This is a genomic window from Clostridium pasteurianum DSM 525 = ATCC 6013 (genome assembly GCF_000807255.1).
Taxonomy (GTDB): Bacteria; Bacillota; Clostridia; order Clostridiales; family Clostridiaceae; genus Clostridium_I; species Clostridium_I pasteurianum.
In genome coordinates this window covers 305,067-326,726 of the sequence record NZ_CP009268.1, presented here as the reverse complement: position 1 = coordinate 326,726, position 21,660 = coordinate 305,067, and the positions used below count along the sequence as shown (strand labels likewise).

The following is a 21,660-nucleotide window of genomic DNA, read 5'->3' as shown; positions in this document are numbered from 1 at the left end:
TTTTTCCACTATTACCTACTTACTTTGGCAAACTCCATCCCAAGTTATTCTTCTATAATTTTCAGGATCGGTATCTCCTTCAGTACTTATTACAAGCACTCTTGATTTTTCATTCAATTTTAAATTCTCAGCTATTTCCTTTAGATGCTTATCTTCAAGTATTAAACTTAGCATGCCCAGTCCCACTGCTCCTGATTCTCCAGATACAACCTTAGGATCTCCCTTTAGTGGATTTCCAAGTATTCTCATTCCTCTTGCACTTACATAATCAGGACAGGAAATATACATATCACCATAATCTCTTAGTATTTTCCATCCATTTATATTTGGTTCACCACAGGCAAGTCCTGCCATTATAGTAGGCATATCACCAGTTACAGCATGAGACTCTCCGTCATTAGCAAGAGCTGATTTATATATACAAGCTGCTTCATTTGGTTCTACTATAGCTGTTATAGGTCTTTCCCCTTTGAACTTTTCTGCAAGATATCCCTGCATTCCACCTGCAAAGGAACCTACACCTGCCTGTAAAAATACATGAGTTGGCATTTCTTTTCCCATTTCACTTATCTGTTCAAGTATTTCATCCATCATTGTAGTATAACCCTGCATAATCCAGTTTGGTATCTCTTCATAGCCTTTCCAAGCTGTATCTTGAATCATAACACCATTATGTTCCTCAGCATATTTATTTGCAAGTCTTACAGCATCATCATAGTTTAAATCCGTTATGCTTGCTTCTGCTCCTTCTGCTCTTATATTTTCAAGTCTTATATTTGATGATCCCTTAGGCATAAATACAACAGATTTTTGTCCAAGCTTCTTTGCCATCCATGCAACCCCTCTGCCGTGATTACCATCAGTAGCAGTAACAAAAGTTATATCTCCTATCTTTTGCTTAACTTCTTCTGATACAAGTTCCTGAAAGGATACCTGATCTATTCTTTTGCCTATTTTTTTACATATATAATTAGCTAAAGCGTAAGATCCCCCTAAAACTTTAAAGGCATTAAGTCCAAATCTATAGGACTCATCTTTAACCATTATTTCATCTACTCCCAAATAGGATGCCAAATTTTTAAGACTATGCAGGGGAGTTATCTCATAATTCGGTAAAGTCTTATGAAATTTTCTTACTCCATCCACCACACTTTTAGATAAAAAATCTGTTGAAAATTTATTTTCCTGTATCCCTCTTGCTGACTTATTGCATATACATTTTATTTGATCTTTATTTGACATGATATTCTATACCCCTTTTCAATATATAAATAACTACAAATCACATATTTCATCTTATTCACAGAAAATTTATTCCATGACTAATCACTTTAATGATCTATTTTATTCCATTAATAGATTTAAACTTAAATCAAAAACTATTCTTAGAAAAATAAGTTTAATGAGACTTACAATAATTTATATAGCAAGGTTCATGCCAATTTTAGAACTGCGAGCATGGCTTACTTGGCGTCGAACTCCCACTTGAAGAAAAGCAGAGAACCAAAATCTTCTTTTTGATTTTGTGTGAGGGCTGTACAGAGTGCATTGGAAACTTATGCCAAGTTAGTCAGGTTAAAATAAAATTTTACTAAGGATTTTATTAAACATTTGTTATCCTTTATAGGGTTTTATTATTATAATCAGTAAACATTTTTATTGAATAGATGTGCAATATATTAGCACTGATATTAGCAATTTTATTTATCATAATGATAAATAATTATTGTTATGATAAATATTCTGTAGTTATCTCTTATAAACTCCGGATTTTCCACCACTCTTCTCCATAAGCATTATATCCTTAATTACCATTCCACGATCTATAGCTTTACACATGTCATATATGGTAAGGGCCGCTGCAGATACCGCTGTGAATGCTTCCATCTCCACCCCTGTTTTACCCACAGTTCTAACTACACAGATAATATCTACTTTATTGTTTTCAAAATCCAAATTGAAATTTATATCACATCCCGTTATAAATATAGGATGACACATAGGTATAATACTCGATGTGGACTTGGCAGCCATTATTCCCGCTACCTGAGCTACTGCAAGTACATCTCCTTTTTTTATAGTACCTTCTTTTATTTTTTCAAGGGTTTCTCTTTCCATACATATGCTTCCCTTTACAACAGCTTCCCTTTCTGTTTCTGCTTTTTCTCCTACATCCACCATTTTAGCTCTTCCTTCATCATTTATGTGTGTAAATTCCATGTTATTCTCCTCCTAATATCTACAACTTTACTTGAAGCAAGTTCTTAATTCAGGTGGGAATTCTTTTACTCCATCTGAATTTTAGAACTGCAAATGTATGGCTTACTTGGCGTTGGGCTCCCACTTGAAGAAAAGCAGACAAAACAAAATTTATTTTGTATTTGGTCGCTTTCACAGAGTGCAAGTAGAGAGCCCAAATTTTAATTTGGTACGAGGACTGTACAGAGTGCGTGGGAGACTTACGCCAAGTTAGTCAAGTTAAACTGCTTCTCCAGAATTTTTAAACTGACTTTCATAGAGCTTAGCATAAACTCCTTCTTTTTTAAGCAATTCTTCATGATTTCCTCTTTCAACAATTTCTCCATTATTCATTACCAAAATTACATCTGCATTACGAATAGTAGAGAGCCTGTGTGCTATGACAAAACTTGTTCTTCCTCTCATCATGGAGAGAAATGCATCCTGTATTTTAATTTCCGTTCTAGTATCAACACTACTGGTGGCCTCATCTAAAATAAGCATTGGAGGGTCTATAAGCATAACCCTTGCTATAGTTAAAAGTTGTTTTTGACCTTCTGAAAGATTGGAACCAGCTTCTGTAATTATAGTATTATATCCTTCTGGAAGCTTTTCTATAAAACTGTCTATATATGCTCTTTTTGCCGCCGCCTCAACTTCACTATCTGTTGCATTTTCTTTTCCATAGGCAATATTATCTCTAATAGTACCTTCAAAAAGCCAGGTATCCTGCAGTACCATCCCGAATAAGCTTCTTAGATTATTCCTTTTAACCTTATAAATATCAGTTCCATCAATTAGTATTTTCCCTTCAGTAATATCATAAAATCTCATAAGTAAATTTACAAGAGTAGTTTTACCTGCCCCGGTAGGCCCTACTATAGCAATAGTGCTTCCTGCTTTTACATTATCACTAAAATTATTAATTAATGGTACATCTTTTGTATAGGAAAAACATACATTTTCAAATCCTATATTTCCCTTGCAATTTACAATGTTTTCAGTATTATGTTTATCGGATACCTCTGGCACCTCATCAATTATAGAAAACACCCTCTCGCAGGACACAAGAGCTGCCTGAAGCTGAGTGGCTACACTTGTTACATTATTTATAGGCTGTGAAAATTGAGTAGAGTAAGTTAAAAAACTTGAGATTGTTCCCACACTGAGGCCACTTAAAATCGAAAGTAATCCTCCAACTATTCCTACGAAAGCATAGGTAACATTGTTTATATATCTTGTACCTGGATTTGTTAGAGAAGAATAAAATTGTGCCTTCTGACCATATTTATATAATCTGTTGTTTATTTCATCAAACTTGTCCTGAGACCTCTTTTCATATCCAAAAATTTTAACTATCTTCTGATTTCCAATAATCTCTTCTATATAACCATTTAATTCACCAACAGTTTTCTGCTGCTTTTTGAACATATTATTAGTTCTTTTCGTAATAAAAGAAGCTATCAAAAAACAAAGAGGTGTCATAACAAGAATCACCACAGTTATCCTTACACTTAGAGTGAGCATTAAAACCAGTGAACTAACTATAGTTATAATTCCAGGATAAAATTGAGTTATCCCCTGAAAAAGTCCATCTGAAATGGCATCTATGTCATTTGTAAGTCTGCTAATTATATCTCCATGAGAATTCCTGTCAAAATATTTAAGAGGCAGACTACTTATCTTATTAAAAGCCTCTTCTCTTATATCTCTTATAGTTTTAAAAGCTGCAATATTTGCTATAACTGTAAATACCCAAGTAAACAGAGCACTGGTTAAATATATCACTGCCAAAATGATTATTACCTTTAAAAGATTATTAAAATCAACTTTGCCTTTGCCAATAATTTTATCTATGCCCTTTCCCACTGCAAAAGGTATAGAAGCTATAAGGACATTACTTATAAGAGCACATAAAAGTGCCATAAACATATATACTTTATACTTTCCAACATATTTAAATAATCTCATTAAACTACTATTCATTTCTGCCGGCCTCCTTTGAAAGCTGAGAATTACATATTTCTCTATATACACTGCAGTTTTCAATTAAATCCTCATGTTTTCCAATTCCAGAAACATGTCCGTCATCTAAAACAATTATTTTATATGCGTCTTTTATAGTACTTATTCTCTGGCTTACCATAATAACTGTCCTTTCCCCTGTATTTTTCTTAAGATCCCTTCTAAGAGCCGCATCTGTAGCATAATCCAATGCACTTAAACTGTCATCCATAATTAGTATTTCTGATTTATGCACAATAGCCCTTGCTATGGTAAGTCTCTGTTTTTGTCCACCGGAGAGATTTACCCCTCCCTGAGATACATTTGTTTCATATTTCAAAGGAAGCTTCTCAATAAATTCTTCTGCCTTACTGATTTCTGCAGCTTTTTTTATCTCATCCATACTGGCATCTTCTTTTCCCCACCTTATATTTTCTATAATAGTTCCAGAAAACAGAACTGCCTTTTGAGGTACTAAACTTACTTTATCTATAAGTTCTTCTTTTGGATATTCTTTTACATTAATTCCATGAATAAAAATACTTCCCTCAGTAACATCATAAAGCCTTGAAATTAAATTTATAAGTGTAGTTTTCCCCGCTCCAGTACCACCTATTATTCCAACCATTTCTCCTCTCTTTATTTCAAAAGATATATTCCTAAGAGAATACTTTTTAGATCCTTTATAGGCAAAATATACATCTTCAAATTTTATTATGGCTTCCTTTTCATCCTTAAATTTATTTATTGATAATTTATCTTCATACTTTATACTTGGATCTATATTAAAAACTTCATTTATTCTTTCAGCACTAGCTGCCGCTTTGGTAAAGAGTACAATAAGGTTGGCAACAATGATAAGTGCTGACAAAACCAATGTAATATAATTTATGTATGCAATAATTTTTCCAGCGCTTACAAATCCATTATTTACCCTTATCCCACCAAACCATAATATGAAAATAACAGAAAAATTCATTATTAAACTGGTAACAGGATTCATTAAAGCTGATATTTTTCCCACTTTTATAGATGTGTTTGTCTGATCTATATTGGATTTTTGAAATCTTTCTTTTTCGTACTCCACCTTTGAAAAAGCTCTTATAACTCTTATTCCTGATAAATTTTCCCTTAATATTAATGCCAGTTTATCCAGTTTTCTCTGCACTGTTTTATAAATAGGAAGGGACCTGCTCATTATCATATATATGGCAAATGCAATTATAGGCATGGATAAATACATAATACTGGAAAGTTTTATGTCAAGAATCATTGCCATTACAATTCCGCCAATGCATAAAAAAGGCACTCTTATAGCAAGTCTCATAAACATAGCTAAGGCCAATTGAATCTGATTTATATCATTTGTCACACGATTAATGAGAGAAGAAGTACCAAATTTATCAATCTCACTATAAGATAGAGTACCTATCCTTTTAAATAATTCTTTTCTCAAAATGGTTCCAAAGCCCTGAGATGCTATAGAAGCAAAATATTGACAGGTAAATGCAAATATAACTCCTAGTGTAGCTGTCAAAAGCATTAATCCCCCTATTTGAAATATGTAAGTTATACTTCTTATTCTTATGCCTTTATCTACAATTAAAACCATTATAGTTGGCAATAATATTTCAAGTATAGCTTCTAGTAGCTTAAATATGGGTCCTAAAATAATCTGCTTTTTATAGGGCTTAGCAAATTTTAGTAATTCAAGCAAAATATAACCTCCTCTTTCTAATAAATATTAAATCTTCATCGCTTATTTTTATTATTTCTTTTATAATTATATCAAAGATAAATATATATAAAAAATACATAATATATATCTGTTATATATAAATTTTGTATATGAGGTGGTTATCATAGATATCAAACAATTAAAATATTTTTACACAATAGTGGAAGAAGGGCAAATAACCAATGCTGCCAAGAAGCTCCATATGGCACAGCCGCCTTTAAGTTATCAATTAAAAAATCTCGAAGATGAATTAGGTGTGAAGCTTCTTGAAAGAGGAAGTCGAAATATTAAATTGACAGCAGCAGGACTTATGCTCTATAACCGGGCAAAACAAATACTCACTTTAACCAAAACCACTATAGATGAACTTAAAGACTTCAATAATGGACTTAATGGAACGCTATCCATAGGCACAGTTTCATCCTCTGGATCTTCCCTGCTTACAGATAGATTAAACAGATTTCATGATAAATATCCCTCTGTAAGTTTTGAAATTCATGAGGGCAATACTTATAAGCTTCTTGAAATATTAAGCAGAGGTATAATTGAAATTGCAATTGTAAGAACACCTTTCAGTACGGCTGGTATAAATTATATTTATCTTCCAAAAGAGCCTATGATAGCTGCTATGACTGAAAATTTCAATTGGAATGATGAAGTGATTATTAAAATAGATGAGTTAAAAGATAAACCCTTGATTTTTTATAGGCGTTTTGAAAAGATCATATGCGATGCCTGTGAGAATTCTGGATTTCAGCCAAATACATTTTGTAAAAATGAAGATGCAAGAACTTCTCTATTATGGGCTAATGCAGGGCTTGGAATAGCTTTAGTTCCAAAATCTTCTCTTAAACTCATAGGTTCTTCAAACTTAATTTACAAAGAAATTGACAACAAATCTCTCAGAACTCAAATAGCTGCTATCTGGCTGAAAGAGGGGTATCTTTCCCCTGCTGCAAAAAATTTTTTAGATACTTTTTATGATAACTAACTGTGCAAATTATTCAAATAAGATTAATTAAAAATTTCCAAATTATTGTATAGATTTCGAATTGAATCATAAAAATAAATATTAATAAAGTACTGTATTTCAAATTATTTATATACATTTGAAATACAGTACTTTATTTTATTCAAGATAATTGGAATTAAAAATTAATGATTATTATATTGCCTTCGTTCTTTTTAAATAAGTATATAATTTGGGTAAAGCTTCTTCGATTGTGCCATCATTTTCAAAAGCATGTAAGCCACTGAACACTAATAACTTTTCAGCTCTATTTCCAATTTTATTTACTAAAACGGCATCATATTTTGAAAGCAGGCTTATCTTTCCGATTAATTGAGAATCATCCTGTCCTCCAGAGCATGAACCACCACCACAGCTACTTTGAGAACTGCCACAGCTGCTTTGTGAACTGCTGCCACATCCTCCAACAAAACTTCCACTGCGGGCTCCATCTAAACTACGTACCTTTTTTGAATTATATTTTTTACTTGCATTGATTATATCTTCTTCCTTAATATCAAAGTTTTCAAGGTATTGATTAGTACCATCTTCAAAAACTTCAAATATATAAAACTTATTTCCACTGCCAAAATGTTGATCAATAATCTTTCCATCACTGCTTCCTACAGCAATTTTAATAGACATAAATAATTCCTCCTTTAGTCTATATAGATATAGCGTTAACTCTTTGATTGAAATTCTTATTACTTAAAATAGAAGAGTAAATTTCTTCAATAAGATTTAATCCCCCAGTATAACCAATGTAAGTTTTATTTACAATTAGTCTATCTAAAATTGGATTACTTATATAAACTACTGGTGCATTTAAATCTTCAGATAACTTATCTTCCCAGGTACTTCCTAAAATGAGGGTTTTTCTAGGAATATTTACGTCATTTCTTATTATTTTTTCTATAGATCCACCGTCAGTTTCAAAAAATACTTTTCCTTTGTATTCCTCATGAATTCCTTCAAATATATTAGTAACATTATCTTTATATTTTTGTGGAACATTATCTATTAGAAAAGCGCCCTTAGGAACATATCCTAATTCATTAATGAGAAAATTACTAGTACCTATTGCATAAGCAGAATCAGCAATAGTATACAATTCAAAAGGTAATCCCGCTCTTGATTCAGCTATAAAATCACCAATATCTAAAAAATATTTATAAAATGAAAATTCCTCTTCCTTTATTACTTGTTCAACCTTATCTCTATCAAGATTTGCAAACTCTCCAACAGTTCTTAAAAATTTACTAGTTGCAGAAGCACCAACAGGTAACTCTTGATAATGAAGAAATTTAGTTCCAAATTTTCTTTCAAGAAGTTTTGCTGCCTTTAATCCAACCCATGGGTTTAGAACTAAATTAAATTCCGCATTGGGAATATCCTTCCACTCTTCAACACCCTTACTCTCATACCCAAAAAGTATATTTACTTCTAAGCCTATGGCAGTTAAAATTCTTTTTATTTCCTTTAAGTCACCTCTCCAAAATGGATCTTGATTTGGAACAACTGAAAATACATTTACTAAGCCCTTTCTAACCTTTGGCTTATCGTCTCCTATATATTGTTCAATTATGCTTTTTATGACAAGCTCATGACCTACGTAGTTACTTCCTTTGAAACCTGCTGTTTCTGCATTAATAACCGGTTTTCCTTCTCTTTGATATTTACTAGCTATAGATATAACATCATCTCCAACTATATCTGCTGTACATCCTGTCAAAACCACAAATAAATTACCCTTAATTACCTTTAATGCACCATCAATTGTTTCATCAAGTTTCTTCTCCCCACCAAAAACTATATCCTTTTCTGATGAATTTGTACAAGGTATGTGAGTTCCTCCAAAATCACTTTCCCCTTGATAACCTGCTGAGGTAGTTAAATACAATGAAACTTTATTACTGCAGCCAGGTCCACAGTGTAAAACCGGCACTGCTCCTTTTATTGCAAGAACTGTGTGTTGTGCTCCTATTGCACAGGTATATCTTGGTTGTTCAATTACGTTACCCAAGTTGCTTTCCTCCTTTTGCAAATGTAAATGAGTCTTGCTTTGACCACCAGTCCGTATATGGTGATTCAAAATGTTTAGCTAATGTCTGAACATATTTCTGAGTTCTTATTGCCTCATAAACCTTTTCTCCTAAAGCAATTACTCCATCATAGCCTATTATCATGTTTGGATCAGCTAAATGAAAAGCTGGGATGCCTAATTTATTAATTACTACTGCAATGCCCGGATGCCTTACAAGTACAAAATCAGGTTTAAATTCCTTTAGTATATTTGTAAATTGATAAGGCTGCTTATTAGTTACACAATAATTTTCAACATCTCCAATATGCTTTAACATGTTCCCTACTGTATTAAGCTCTTGATAATCATTATCATAAGCTTGATCATGGTGAAAAGCTACCGCTCCTATTACTTCAAGTCCTAGGGAATCAGCAACACTTACATAGCTTTGAACAATTGCATCTCCAGCCATAATATATATTTTCTTTCCCTTTAGTTTTGTTCTAAGATAGTCCAATTTGGGCTTAATTTTCTCATGTTCTTCCTTTATTACTTCTTCAACTCTTTCTTCCTTATTTGTCATTCTCCCTATTTCTCTTAACCATTCGTCAGTCCACTTTATTCCTGTTGGAACAGGTGCCCTAACTTCAGGTACATCAAATTCACTTTCTAAAGCTGCTGCTACATATGAAGCTAGAGTTTCACATATATTTGCTGTTGCCACTGCATCTGATATATTCTCAATTTCTTCAATAGTTGAAAATGGGAATAAATATCTTGGTTTTAAATCAAGTTTTCCCAATAAATCATCAAAAACATGAGCTCCCTGGAAATTAATAATATTTATATAATTAGTCTTTTTATCAGACTTTTTAACTATCTTTCTTAATATTGCATGCCCAGATGCATCAAAACCAGTTGTCCAAACTTTAGATTTAAATCCTTCACAATAAACAGGTACAACATTAATTCCCGTTTCTTTACTTAAATTATCTGTTAAACTTTCTAAATCTTCCCCGATAATTCCTGAAGCACAGGATGCAGTTACAAATATTACCTTTGGATTAAATCTTTCTTTTGCAAGCAGCACAGCTTCTCTTAATTTACCTGATCCACCATATATGGTATCTTTTTCTTCAAGATTTGTACTTATAGCTTTAAAATTACCAACATCTATTCCCCTCAATGCAGATCCTCTTCTAATGTTATTCTGCGCTGTAGCGAAATCTGATGCACAGCCAATTGGTGCATGATTTATAACTACGGACCCAATGATATTTGATACAATTCCAAAAGCACAGGAAGATGAGCAAGCTCCACACTGGCTAAAACTTCTTTCCTGTGGTTTTATACTACGATCTAGAGATTTTTCATAAATATCTTGTGCAGAGCCCTTATAGGATATGATTGCTCCTAATCTCTTATCTCTTATATCTAGTTCTGGTAAATTTAGATTTATTGCCATTTAAATCACCTCTTCATTTTTCTATTAATACCCTGTTATAACCCTCTAATTCAAATATTTACATTGAAACAAGTTCTTAATTCAGGTGGGGATTCTTTTACTCCATCTGAATCTTAGAACTGCAAATGCATGGCTTACTTGGCATCGAACTCCCACTTGAAGAAAAGCAGACAAAACAAAATTTATTTTGTATTTGGTATGAATCGCTGTACAGAGTGCAAGCAGAGAACCAAAATCTTCTTTTTGATTTTGTGTGAGGGCTGTACAGAGTGCGTGGGAGACTTACGCCAAGTTAGTCAGGTGAAATCAACTGTAATTTTATGATATCTCACAAAGTAGAATATAATCTCATAATCAACACATCCTTTTTTCTAATGTTATTGCAGGTTTTTAAATAGTATAAAATAACTATGTATAATGATTAAAATTTAAATTACAACTAAAAAAGGAGGACAAAATTCAATAAAGAATATTTGTCCTCCGGTTTTCCAGTTAGAAAATAATCATTTCCATATTTTGCAATTAACAATACTATTTAGTAAACTATTAATTTATATCCCCGTTTGCATATATGTTTTATATGATTTTCAGTTTATCTTATTGACTATCTATTGTCAATGTTTTTTTGAAGCAAGTTCTTAATTCAGGTGGGGATTCTTTTACCCCATCTGAATTTTAGAACTGCAAATGCATGGCTTACTTGGCGTCGAACTCCCACTTTCACAGCGTGCAAGCAGACAAAACAAAATTTATTTTGTATTTGGTATGAATCGCTGTACAGAGTGCAAGTAGAGAACCAAAATCTTCTTTTTGATTTTGTGTGAAGGCTGTACAGAGTGCGTGGGAGACTTACGCCAAGTTAGTCAGGTGAAATTTTACTTAGGATAAACTTTTATCTTAACTAGACCTTCACTTATAAACTCAGCATAAAACCTTAAATTTAATTTTTTAAATTTATCTTCAAACCAACGTGGCACGTGAGTACAGTAAATCTCTAATTCTTTAAACTTTACACTTTGAAAAAATGGTAAAAGTACTTGTTTGGAACTAACTTTTTCATTACCCTCCATAACACTTCTAAGATCTATATAATAATTAGAAGTTTGTCCTTTTTGTACAGGTTTAGGTGCATTTTCTCTGCTTATTTTTTCAATTTTCTCTTCTTGTTCCATTCTAAACACATATTCCAAAAATTCTTCTGGCACTCCATCGATTGTCCAAATATCGAAGTCCATACAATCCAAAATTGTATAGAAAACATCTTTAACCTCTGCAGCTATAATAACTTTACATTGTCCTAAAGATTCCGCCATATTTTTTATCTTTTCACAACGTGCATCCTCATCTTCTATATTAGTAATATCAAAGGATTTTTTCCCTATTACCTCCCATTTTCCTTCTTTATTTGAATATATATTCAATATACCACTTTCATTAAAAGATATTGTTTTACCCTTATCATTTAGAAATACAGCTATCTCCATAACTATCTATATTCATCAAAAATCATTTTAATCTGATGAATTTGCTTTCCTCCCTATGTCACATTTTTTCAACTCTTCAATAATTTCCTCTTCCACAAGATCCATATTGGTCTTTCCAATGTATCCAAATTTAATTTGATTGATTCTAATAATTTTCATAGCTTTATTATAGGTAGAATGACTCATAAGTCCAGTATAAAAAAATACATAATCTACATTTTTTAAAATGCTTGTATCAAAATTTTCATTAAATCCATTTAGAGTACGTATCTGCTCATACTTTTCTTTAAACTTCATTCTCCAATATTTACTACCACCTATTATTAGAATATTTTTGTCCTTAATATAATAATCTAAGTCCTTGTCTGATTTAATAGGCACATATTCATTCTTTACCTGAAACATATATTCCCTTAAACTATTTAATTCAGCTCTATACTCTTTTTCTCTATCTAATTCATGCTCAAGAATTCTCATATCTTTTTTTACATCAAATATCTCTGAATTATGAACTTTATTTAATTTATTTATCTCATTGCTTAAAGTTTTGTCAAATGCTTCCTTTTCACTTCTAAGAGAATCAATTTTGGCCTTCATCTCTTTATGTTCACTTTCAAGAGCATTAACTTTTTTTTCTAGAGTATCTAATTTAAAGTATAACGTTTCCTGGCTATTTTTGTAATATGTCCCTCTGGCTTTTTTATATTCATTGATAAAAGACTGAATATAAATTCCATTAACTAAACCTTGCATTATATCTTTAGTTTTTAAATCTTTATTGCCGCATTTTATGCAGGCTAAAATTATATTATCAATATTTATTTCTTCAGATTCATCAAAAAATTGAGTAATGTCAATTTTATTTATCATAAAGATATTTTCTATTATACCATCTACATCCATAACCTCATCATTTTCACAGTACAAAATATCTTTATAATTAGAAAATTCACCATAGTGTTCTTTTACCAGGGACTTAATATCCTGTATTTCTTTATAATTATTATCTATCTCTTTATGTATATCCGTTGTCATAGGACTGTATAGACAATAGTTTTTTATATCATTTACAATAAAGGATATATGATTATAATCTACTTTTTTTGTATAACAGTACATAACAAAATATAGATATACTGCACCATCCAATCTTTTTTCTGTAGATATCTCAACTACATCCATATCAAGATATCTTTTTATAATCTCTTTATTACTGCATTTTTTTACAGCACGATAAATTAAATAGTAGTACTTACGAAGTAATTTTATGACTTTATTTCTTAAAGTTTTATCTTTCTCTGCAATTAAAAGTATTCCTAGCATTTTTCTAGCATGGATTTCCTGAGTTAAAGATCCCTGACACATTATGTCATGATTAATACATGAGGAAGATCTATAGGCATCATAGTATTTTAATTTATCTGTATTGTATAAGTCCTCCACATCTTTTATCATCTCTTTACTTCTTGTAAGTCCCACACTTATATTTACTAATATATAATCTTTAAGAATATTCGAATGCAAATCCCATTTATCTTCAATATCATCATAGAAGCATTCTACATTCGTATACATTGTTTACACATCCTTTAATTATAAAAAATCAATACTAAAAGCTTCTTAAAATGACTTTTATAATAAAATATTCTATAGTATATAAATTATTAAAAAATAAAAAATAAGATATTAATATCTTATTTCAAAAATTTGTCATAAAATCTTCTTTAATGCCATGTACTAGACTTATAATTATATTCTATATATTCAAAATTATATTTAATTTTTTATCAAAAGTCAATATTTTTTCATATTTATAATCAAATTCATAATTTTTATAGATTTAATTAATAATTTAATAATAGCAAACATTTATTATAAAGTTTTTATAGTACTAAGAAATAATTCATTTTCCACTAATATATAAAGCACCCTGTAAGTTACACAGCCTATCCTCTGCGTCAGACTTACAGGGTACAGTTTAATTTTAATAGAATAATTATAGGATAATAGCTTTTGAAGCGGCTGGTGGAGTATTTTTGCTTTTATTAACTAAGATTTCTCCATCAACAACTACCATTGAAACTCCAGGCAAATCTCCAGCTTCCAGAGCTTCTAAACTATTTTCACCTACAGAACCCATAGGTGTATCCATTATGACAAAATCAGCTTCTTTTCCTTCTTCAATTATTCCTACATTTAATCCAAAGGCTTTTGCTGTATTTCCTGTAGCAAAACACAGAGCCTGTGCTGCTGATACTTCTGATTCCGAAGCAATATAAGATATTGAACGCAATATTCCCAGTGGAATAATTCCTGTACCAGAAGGTGAATCATTTCCAAGTATTATTCTTTCTAATTCTTCCTTTTTATAAACTTCATTAGCTACATATTTCATTATCTTAAAATTACCACATTGAACAAGCTCCAGCGTATATTTTGTATCATTTATCAATTTATCAACTTCCTCTACAGAAATTGATGTTGGACCTCCATTTAGATGAGATACTATATCAGGGTCAGTATCCATTACATTTTGTGCAGTAATAGTACTGCTTCCCGGTATAGATGTTCCTCCAGTATGCATCATAACTTTAAATCCATATTTTCTTGCCCATTTTACCATAGGGGCTGCTACTTCTGACGTATTAGCTGAACCAAGACCTATTTCTCCTACCAGCCACACACCATGCTTATGAAGTTCTTCAAAATCTTTTTCCTGCATTCCTTTTTCTAAAATTAATGCACCTCCATGAAGTTTAACTCCACCAGGTCTTGAATTCTCTGAACTCTTGTGAGCAAGTACAGCTAATGCTTTTGCACCTTCCACATCCTTTGGTCTTCCAGGTGTATGGCATTCTCCTGCAGATATCATTGTAGTTACTCCTCCATGAAGTGAACCAGATATATAACCTAAAGTATTTTGTCTTGGAGTAAAATCTCCAAGTACTGGATGAGTATGTGAATCAATAAGTCCTGGAGCTACTGTTGTTCCTTTCGCATCAATTATATTATCACATTGTACTTCATCTAAAATTTCTTCATTTCCAATTTTTTTTATAATTCCATTTTCCACTAATATCGCATTGTATTTTAATATAGGATCTTTAATATCTCCTGAAACTAATATACCAATGTTTTTTATAGCTAATGTTGACATTATAATTCCTCCTTTACTTATTTCTACATTATTATAATGTGGTATTCCATATAAATTTAAAATTCAATTATCTTAATCCATCTTCGCATTTTGCATCTTCAACCTTTAATCCACCTACTCTTGGATGAGGTCTTCCGCAATTTGTAACTACCAATATTACAGCTATTTCATTATCTCTTGGACCATCCGGTATTCTTACTTCCATTGCATCAAAGTGTGTTCTTACAAAAGCTGCATCTTTATAGTGAAGAGGAACATCTAAGGTACAACCTGGATATCCCATTTTCTTTGCTGAAGGAATTATTGCTTTTCCACCGTCCACTGCATCTCTAAAAGGTTTCCCTAGCTTTGGATGAAGTATTGCTGCAGCATGTTCTAATTCTCCATTACCACCTACAATAGCACCTTTACCATAGCTTTCAACCTCTGATTTATCTATCCCAGCTGTTTTTAGCGCTTTTTCTACAAGTACTGGTGCTATTTCTACGCTCCAATCTGTAAGTGCTGATAAATCTTCTACGTACTTTCCTGCAAAAGGATTTTCAATTACAACTGCTGAAGCTGCTCTTATATGAGTTTTGTCAGTTATCTCTTTCCCTCCATCTGAATTGATTTCTTCAACGAATGTATAAAATTTTCTTATCTTGATTTCCATAAATAAATCCCCCTCTATATATAGATAATAATTTAAAATCTAAACGTCTTATTAAATAGACACTTCTAAAATTTACTGTGAATAAATACTCTCAACAGATCTAGAAATTGTATTTTTACCACTTAGTAGAAAATAAGCTATTTAATATTGAATCATCATAATAATTCCTTTAATATTATATTATTAACAAAAATGCTGTATCTTTATTAATAAATTAATTTTATTATAACAGAAACATATCCATATTTAAAATATTTTATATGTATTAATCCATATTCAAAACATATGGATATATTAAATTTATAGAAAAAAGCAAGTAATCTCACCTTATGCCACAGACTACTTGCTCTTTTAATTATTATATTTTTAATTTTAATCCTTTAAGATCATACCTTTAGTTTCATCACCAAAGATTCCTACCATTAAAGCAGCTATTACAAAGGTTCCTGCTACAATACCAAATACTCCTGTTATACCTAAAGAAGCAAGTCCACCACCAATAACTATAGGTGCTAGCATAGATCCTATACGTGAACAAGCTGATGCAAATGCAACTCCTGTAGCACGAATTCTGGTAGGATATGATTCTGGAGTATATGTAAACAAAACAGCCCAAGTTGCAGAAACAAAGAAAGAAGTAAATATACCTAATATCATTACGATTGTACTACTAACACCATGTCCTAAAGCCCAACCGTAAGCTATAGTAGTTATCCCAGATAATATTAAATTGGGAACAAGTAAAACTTTACGTCCTATTTTATCCATAAGATAAGCACATATAAATTGATTAGGTACAAAAGCTATTTGCATAACTAAAACATAGAAGAAAGACTTAACCATAGTGTGTCCTGCTGCTACAAAAAGTGATGGCAACCAGGAGAATAGTCCGTAATAACCAAACATACCTAAAAACCATACAATACAAAGCATAATACTTCTCTTAATATATTTCTTAGAGAATAATGAGGCAATGCCTACCTTTTCATCAATTGCTATTTCATCTTCTTTAATATCTTCTATATTTATCTTAGGAATAGTAAGACCTTGATCAATTAGTGATTGTTCTATATCATTAACAATTTTGTCTGCTTCTTTTACTCTTCCTTTTGACATAAGCCATCTTGGTGATTCTGGCAAATGTCTACGTATTACAAAGATAAAGAAAGCTGGCAATGCTCCTATAACAAATGTCCATCTCCAACCTACTGTTGGAATAACAAAATAAGCTATTATTGCTGCAGCTAACCAACCTACTGCCCAAAATGTATCTATAAGCCCTTGTAATTTACCACGTTTTGATGCTGGGATAAATTCTCCTAAGATAGAAGTAACAACTGGAGTTTCTCCACCAATTCCAAAACCTACAAAGAATCTAGCTACTAATAGAAATGTAAAATTAGGTGCAAATGCGCATATAAGAGAAAATAAAGAATAAATTAACATTGTTGCCTTAAATACTGATTTACGACCAAACTTATCTGCCAAAGGACCAGATGCTGCTGCTCCAAAGAACATTCCAAAAAGACCGACGCTTAAAAATAATCCTACCTGTGCAGTACTTAAATGCCAAGATTTTGTAAGAGCGGTAACAATAAATGTAACTATACCTACATCAAATGCATCAAAGGCCCATGCTGCACCATTTATATATAATAATTTGTAATGAAATTTTCCAACTGGTGAACTTTCCATACGCGCCACCAGTGTTTTATAAGATGCTGTTTCCATTATAATATCCTCCTTTGTAAAGTTTTAATCTTTTAACACTAGACCTTTAGTTTCTATCCCAAGAACAGCTACTAATATACCTGCTAGTATAAATGCTCCAGATACAATTGCAAATACTCCACTTATACCCACAGAAGTAAGTCCTGCACCAATTACCATAGGGGCAAGCATTGATCCTATACGAGAACAAGCTGAAGCAGATCCAACGCCAGTAGCTCTCACAGTTGTAGGATAAAGTTCTGGAGTATAAGTATAAGTTATTCCCATTATAGCTGAAACAAAGAAGGAAGTAATAACGCCAAGTAATACAACTACTCCTGTATTAACCCCATGACCTAATGTCCATCCATATACTATAGCAGCAATGCCAGCTAATATAAGGTTAGTAACAAGGAGCTTTTTACGTCCTATCTTATCCATAAGATAAGCACTTAATACTTGATTAGGTACATAAGCTATTTGCATTATCAATACATAAAGGAAAGATTTTACCATAGTATGTCCTGCCTTTACAAACAGTGATGGCAACCAAGAAAATAATCCGTAATATCCAAACATAGCTAAGAACCATAACCCCCAAAGCATGATAGTACGTTTAATATATTTATTTGAAAATAATAATGCAACATTGACTTTTTGCTTCTTTTCCACTGTATCTATTTTAACTTCCTTTAAATTAACCTTTGGAAGTTCAAGTCCTTCTGACGTTAATTTTTGCTCTATGCTTTCAACTATTTTTGCTGCCTCTTGGTTTCTTCCTTTAGAAATAAGCCATCTTGGTGATTCAGGTAGATGTCTACGAACTATGAATATATAAAAAGCTGGAAGTGCACCTGCAACAAAAGCCCATCTCCATCCTGCTGCTGGTATAATAAAATAAGATATAACTGCTGAAGCAAGCCAGCCTACTGCCCAGAAAGTATTAAGTAACCCCTGCAATTTACCACGTTTTGAAGCTGGTATAAATTCTCCTAAAAGTGATGTAACAACTGGTGTTTCTCCACCAAGCCCAACTCCTACAAAGAATCTAAAGATTACCAGTGATAAAAAGTTCGGAGCAATTGCACATAGTAAAGAAAATACTGCGAAAAATAACATTGTGATTTGAAATACTGCCTTACGACCCCAGCGATCTGCTACGGGTCCTGATACTACAGCACCGAAGAACATTCCAAATAAACCTACACTTAAAAATAATCCCACCTGAGCAGCTGTAAGTCCCCAGGATTTTGTAAGTGCAGTAACAACGAAAGTTACTAAGCCTACATCAAAGGCATCGAAGGCCCATGCTGCACCATTAATACCTAGCATTTTATAGTGAAACTTTCCTACTGGTAATCTTTCCATACGTGCAACAAGCATTTTTGAAGATGATGTTTCCATTTTTGTTTCCCCCTCTAAGATAATAAATTTACTATAATTTCGTTTCCCTTGGTTTTATAATATCCAATAATAAATTCTTAATTCATATTAAATAATATAAAAATCAAAGGTTTAATTGAGTGATTTAATAAAAATTTGATTAATTTATTAATAAATTGTTTTTATTATATCAGAAAGATATTCATATTAAAAATATTTTATTTATATTAATCCATATGTAAAACATATGTAAATGTTATTATTGTAGCCTCTTCAATAAATTATCATACCTTTTATAATTAATTTGTAATTTAGCTGAAATTCTATACCAGTTCTTTTATATAATTCTATTTAATTTTTAATAAAATAAAAAGAGAGTCCCCCTGTTAAAAACTCTCTTTCATTGATAAATCTATATCATTTTAATACCGCAATATTATCAGGTACCATTACAATTTTATCCTTTACACACAATACTGCACCTTTAATTATATTTTTATTGTACAATTCTTCTGCTTTTTCAAGGCCATTTAACAAAGCCTTGTACACATTTTTTTCACCAATATCTCCTACTTTTAAAGTTACTAAATGACCTGGGATATCCGTTTCAGAATCTATTTCTTCCGCATAACAACGTACTATATTCTCATTATCAACATTAGTTGCATTGCCCAAACAGCTAGCACAAGCATCTGCTATAGCCGCATTTTCTCCTAGAGAAACTGCAGCAGTAGCAATTCCCTTTGTAAAGCTTCTTCCTCCAAGACCACTAGTACAAATACCCTTAATATTGCTTTCAGAAGTAATATTAAGTACTAGTTCTGTATCATTTAGAGGTATTCCAACATTTAAAGGATGACCAGTTATATCCTTTAAAGCTATATCTCCGCCATTATTTACAATAACTCTAGTTGCTCCTAATTCCAATGCCTTTTCCAGTGCAAAATCTGAAAAGGAACCAGCTACAGCAGCGAGAGGTGTTAAACTTTTATCACCTGATCTTTCAACTGCATTTATCATTTTTTTAAGAACTGCAGAAGGTCTATTTTCTTTTATTTTCACAAAGCTATTGTTTTTTATATAAGGAATATATTCCGCCAATCTATTGAATTCATAAATTACATATTTTGATACTTGAAGACCTAATTCAGGAGTTTTTTTATCTCCTATAGATATATCAAGTACCATCTGAATAGGTCCATTGTCTATAAATACCTTTTCATTTTCCAGTATTTCTACCATAATTATTCCTCATTAAGTTCTTTCAGCAATTGTTCCTTTGTTATTATACTCTTTACATGTCCACCAATTTCTTCGTATTTTTCTCTAGTCATAGTATATTCTACAGGTGCCACAGTAGCAGGTGTTGGTACCCACGTTGTAGCCTCCGGTACCATTTTAGAAACATCTACCATAAAATTTATTCCTCCACCAGGAAGAACAAAAGTAGGTGCTCCTGCTATAGTCATTGTAACCTCATTGTTATGAATTGCATTGGTAAGTTTTTTTGGAAAAGTTGTAACTCCAGCTCTAGCACTTCCTCCTGTACCCCCTGTGTATATAATTGAAACATTTGATCTCTCGCAGTTATCAGAAATCAAATTAACACATTTTAGTACCTCCTCAGTCATTTCAATTTCATTTACAGATCCGTCTTCTTGTACTTCTAATAAGGCAGCCTTTTGTGCTGTAGTCTCCGTTACTAATATTTTATAACCCGCCTTTGCTATAGTCATATCCACAGATTTTACAGCATCCAATGGAGTCATAATTTCTGTACCACCCCAACCATGTCCATGACCTCCAAAATATCTTCCCATAGTACTTTTTCTTCCATAAGGTATTACTCCACTGTATTTCATACCAACTTCTTTTCCTGCTGCATGTTCAGAAAGCAAGCCTACTACATGAAAGTCCAATATAATTGCCTCATCCACCACCTTGCATAAACTTCTTGCAAACATACCTATGGTTGCACTACCACAGCCAACTCTCATATAGGTTTCTTCAATACCATCTATAATAGGTGGCTGATTCTGCTGAACTTCTATTGTACTTCCATTATCTATTTTCAATGTAACTCTTCTTCCGTTAGCTAAATCCACAATTGTCTTTGCTACTATAAAACCATCATTACTTCCACTTAGAAGATTAGCTCCTCCTATAGTAAGCATTTTGGAGCCATATTCTTCAGTAGTTACTCTTCCAACACATTTACCATTTCTTTTTACCTTTGCACCTTCTTCGCCTATGTCCATATTTGTGTCAATTTTAACCTTTACTCCGCTATAGCTAAGGGGTGCTTCTGTAACTACAGTTACCACGTCTACTCCATCTATTGTATCCTGAACTATTTTAGGTGCTGGTCGTAAACAGGGATAATTTGTACCACTTCCTACTGCCGTAATAAGTGGTTTATAAGTTCCTTTACATTCAGAATCCTTTGCTACCGACTCTACCACAAGTTTTCTATTTCTAATAAGTTCCCCATTTACATTAGTATACCTCTTACAAGCTCCAGTTTTATCTTGTGGCACAGAGCAATTAACAGGACAATGAGTACATGTAGAATTTTCAGCCTTTTTTTCTTCTGTCTTTTCAATGACACCAAAAGGACACACCTTAAAACATATACCGCATGATACGCAATTATCATTTAATCTTGCTTTTTTATCTATAACCTCTATTGCCCCAAGAGGACAATTATTCTCACAAATTTTACAAGCTTTACATTTATCAATATCAACTGAAATCAATTAAAATACCTCCTCAATAATTATCAATGAACCTTACT

General features: G+C 32.1%; 16 protein-coding genes. 1 reads left to right on the top strand and 15 read right to left on the bottom strand.

Annotation, left to right across the window (positions count from 1 at the left end; translation table 11 throughout):
* Positions 1-15: 15 nt before the first annotated feature.
* The 4 genes from dpaL to CLPA_RS01450 form a co-directional block, all read right to left on the bottom strand.
* The gene (gene dpaL, locus CLPA_RS01465) at positions 16-1,242 is read right to left on the bottom strand and encodes a diaminopropionate ammonia-lyase (protein WP_003440823.1); all 1,227 of its coding nucleotides are present in this window, start codon (positions 1,240-1,242) and stop codon (positions 16-18) included.
* Between the two features lie 507 nt (positions 1,243-1,749).
* Positions 1,750-2,220: a cyclic pyranopterin monophosphate synthase MoaC gene (gene moaC, locus CLPA_RS01460; protein WP_003440822.1), complete on the bottom strand. Its 471-nt coding sequence runs from the start codon at positions 2,218-2,220 to the stop codon at positions 1,750-1,752.
* Between the two features lie 258 nt (positions 2,221-2,478).
* Entirely contained in the window at positions 2,479-4,224 is a 1,746-nt protein-coding gene (locus tag CLPA_RS01455; RefSeq protein WP_003440821.1) for an ABC transporter ATP-binding protein, read from the bottom strand.
* On the bottom strand, positions 4,217-5,959 hold the full coding sequence (locus CLPA_RS01450; RefSeq protein WP_003440820.1) for an ABC transporter ATP-binding protein: 1,743 nt from the start codon (positions 5,957-5,959) through the stop codon (positions 4,217-4,219). Before CLPA_RS01450 ends, CLPA_RS01455 begins: the two co-directional genes overlap by 8 nt.
* A gap of 145 nt (positions 5,960-6,104) precedes the next feature.
* Between CLPA_RS01450 and CLPA_RS01445 the strand changes: the two genes are divergently transcribed.
* Positions 6,105-6,971 (top strand): LysR family transcriptional regulator, encoded by an 867-nt coding sequence (locus tag CLPA_RS01445; protein WP_034830451.1) that lies wholly within the window; start codon positions 6,105-6,107, stop codon positions 6,969-6,971.
* Positions 6,972-7,145: 174 nt separating this feature from the next.
* Here the strand turns inward: CLPA_RS01445 and CLPA_RS01440 are convergent, their stop codons facing one another.
* The 11 genes from CLPA_RS01440 to CLPA_RS01390 form a co-directional block, all read right to left on the bottom strand.
* Positions 7,146-7,634 carry a NifB/NifX family molybdenum-iron cluster-binding protein gene (locus tag CLPA_RS01440; RefSeq protein ID WP_003440815.1) on the bottom strand — a complete coding sequence of 163 codons (489 nt, stop codon included), beginning with the start codon at positions 7,632-7,634 and terminating at the stop codon, positions 7,146-7,148.
* Positions 7,635-7,653: 19 nt separating this feature from the next.
* Positions 7,654-9,012 (bottom strand): nitrogenase component 1, encoded by a 1,359-nt coding sequence (locus CLPA_RS01435; RefSeq protein WP_003440811.1) that lies wholly within the window; start codon positions 9,010-9,012, stop codon positions 7,654-7,656.
* The gene (locus tag CLPA_RS01430) at positions 9,005-10,477 is read right to left on the bottom strand and encodes a nitrogenase component 1 (protein ID WP_003440809.1); all 1,473 of its coding nucleotides are present in this window, start codon (positions 10,475-10,477) and stop codon (positions 9,005-9,007) included. The genes CLPA_RS01435 and CLPA_RS01430 overlap by 8 nt, the downstream gene beginning before the upstream one ends.
* 875 nt (positions 10,478-11,352) lie before the next feature.
* Complete coding sequence (locus CLPA_RS01425; protein ID WP_003440807.1) at positions 11,353-11,961, bottom strand: Fe-only nitrogenase accessory AnfO family protein; 609 nt, start codon at positions 11,959-11,961, stop codon at positions 11,353-11,355.
* A gap of 27 nt (positions 11,962-11,988) precedes the next feature.
* A complete protein-coding gene (locus CLPA_RS01420; protein ID WP_003440804.1) occupies positions 11,989-13,536 on the bottom strand; it encodes a hypothetical protein in 1,548 nt (515 codons plus the stop codon).
* A gap of 421 nt (positions 13,537-13,957) precedes the next feature.
* Positions 13,958-15,118, bottom strand: coding sequence for an amidohydrolase family protein (locus CLPA_RS01415; RefSeq protein WP_003440800.1), 1,161 nt, complete (start codon positions 15,116-15,118; stop codon positions 13,958-13,960).
* A 67-nt stretch (positions 15,119-15,185) separates the two neighbouring features.
* The gene (locus tag CLPA_RS01410; RefSeq protein ID WP_003440797.1) at positions 15,186-15,773 is read right to left on the bottom strand and encodes an amino acid synthesis family protein; all 588 of its coding nucleotides are present in this window, start codon (positions 15,771-15,773) and stop codon (positions 15,186-15,188) included.
* A gap of 372 nt (positions 15,774-16,145) precedes the next feature.
* A complete protein-coding gene (locus CLPA_RS01405) occupies positions 16,146-17,504 on the bottom strand; it encodes an MFS transporter (RefSeq protein ID WP_003440793.1) in 1,359 nt (452 codons plus the stop codon).
* Between the two features lie 24 nt (positions 17,505-17,528).
* The gene (locus CLPA_RS01400) at positions 17,529-18,887 is read right to left on the bottom strand and encodes an MFS transporter (protein ID WP_003440790.1); all 1,359 of its coding nucleotides are present in this window, start codon (positions 18,885-18,887) and stop codon (positions 17,529-17,531) included.
* 396 nt (positions 18,888-19,283) lie between these two features.
* Positions 19,284-20,108 carry a UPF0280 family protein gene (locus CLPA_RS01395; protein ID WP_003440787.1) on the bottom strand — a complete coding sequence of 275 codons (825 nt, stop codon included), beginning with the start codon at positions 20,106-20,108 and terminating at the stop codon, positions 19,284-19,286.
* 2 nt (positions 20,109-20,110) lie between these two features.
* On the bottom strand, positions 20,111-21,622 hold the full coding sequence (locus CLPA_RS01390) for a DUF362 domain-containing protein (protein ID WP_003440783.1): 1,512 nt from the start codon (positions 21,620-21,622) through the stop codon (positions 20,111-20,113).
* Between the last annotated feature and the right edge of the window lie 38 nt (positions 21,623-21,660).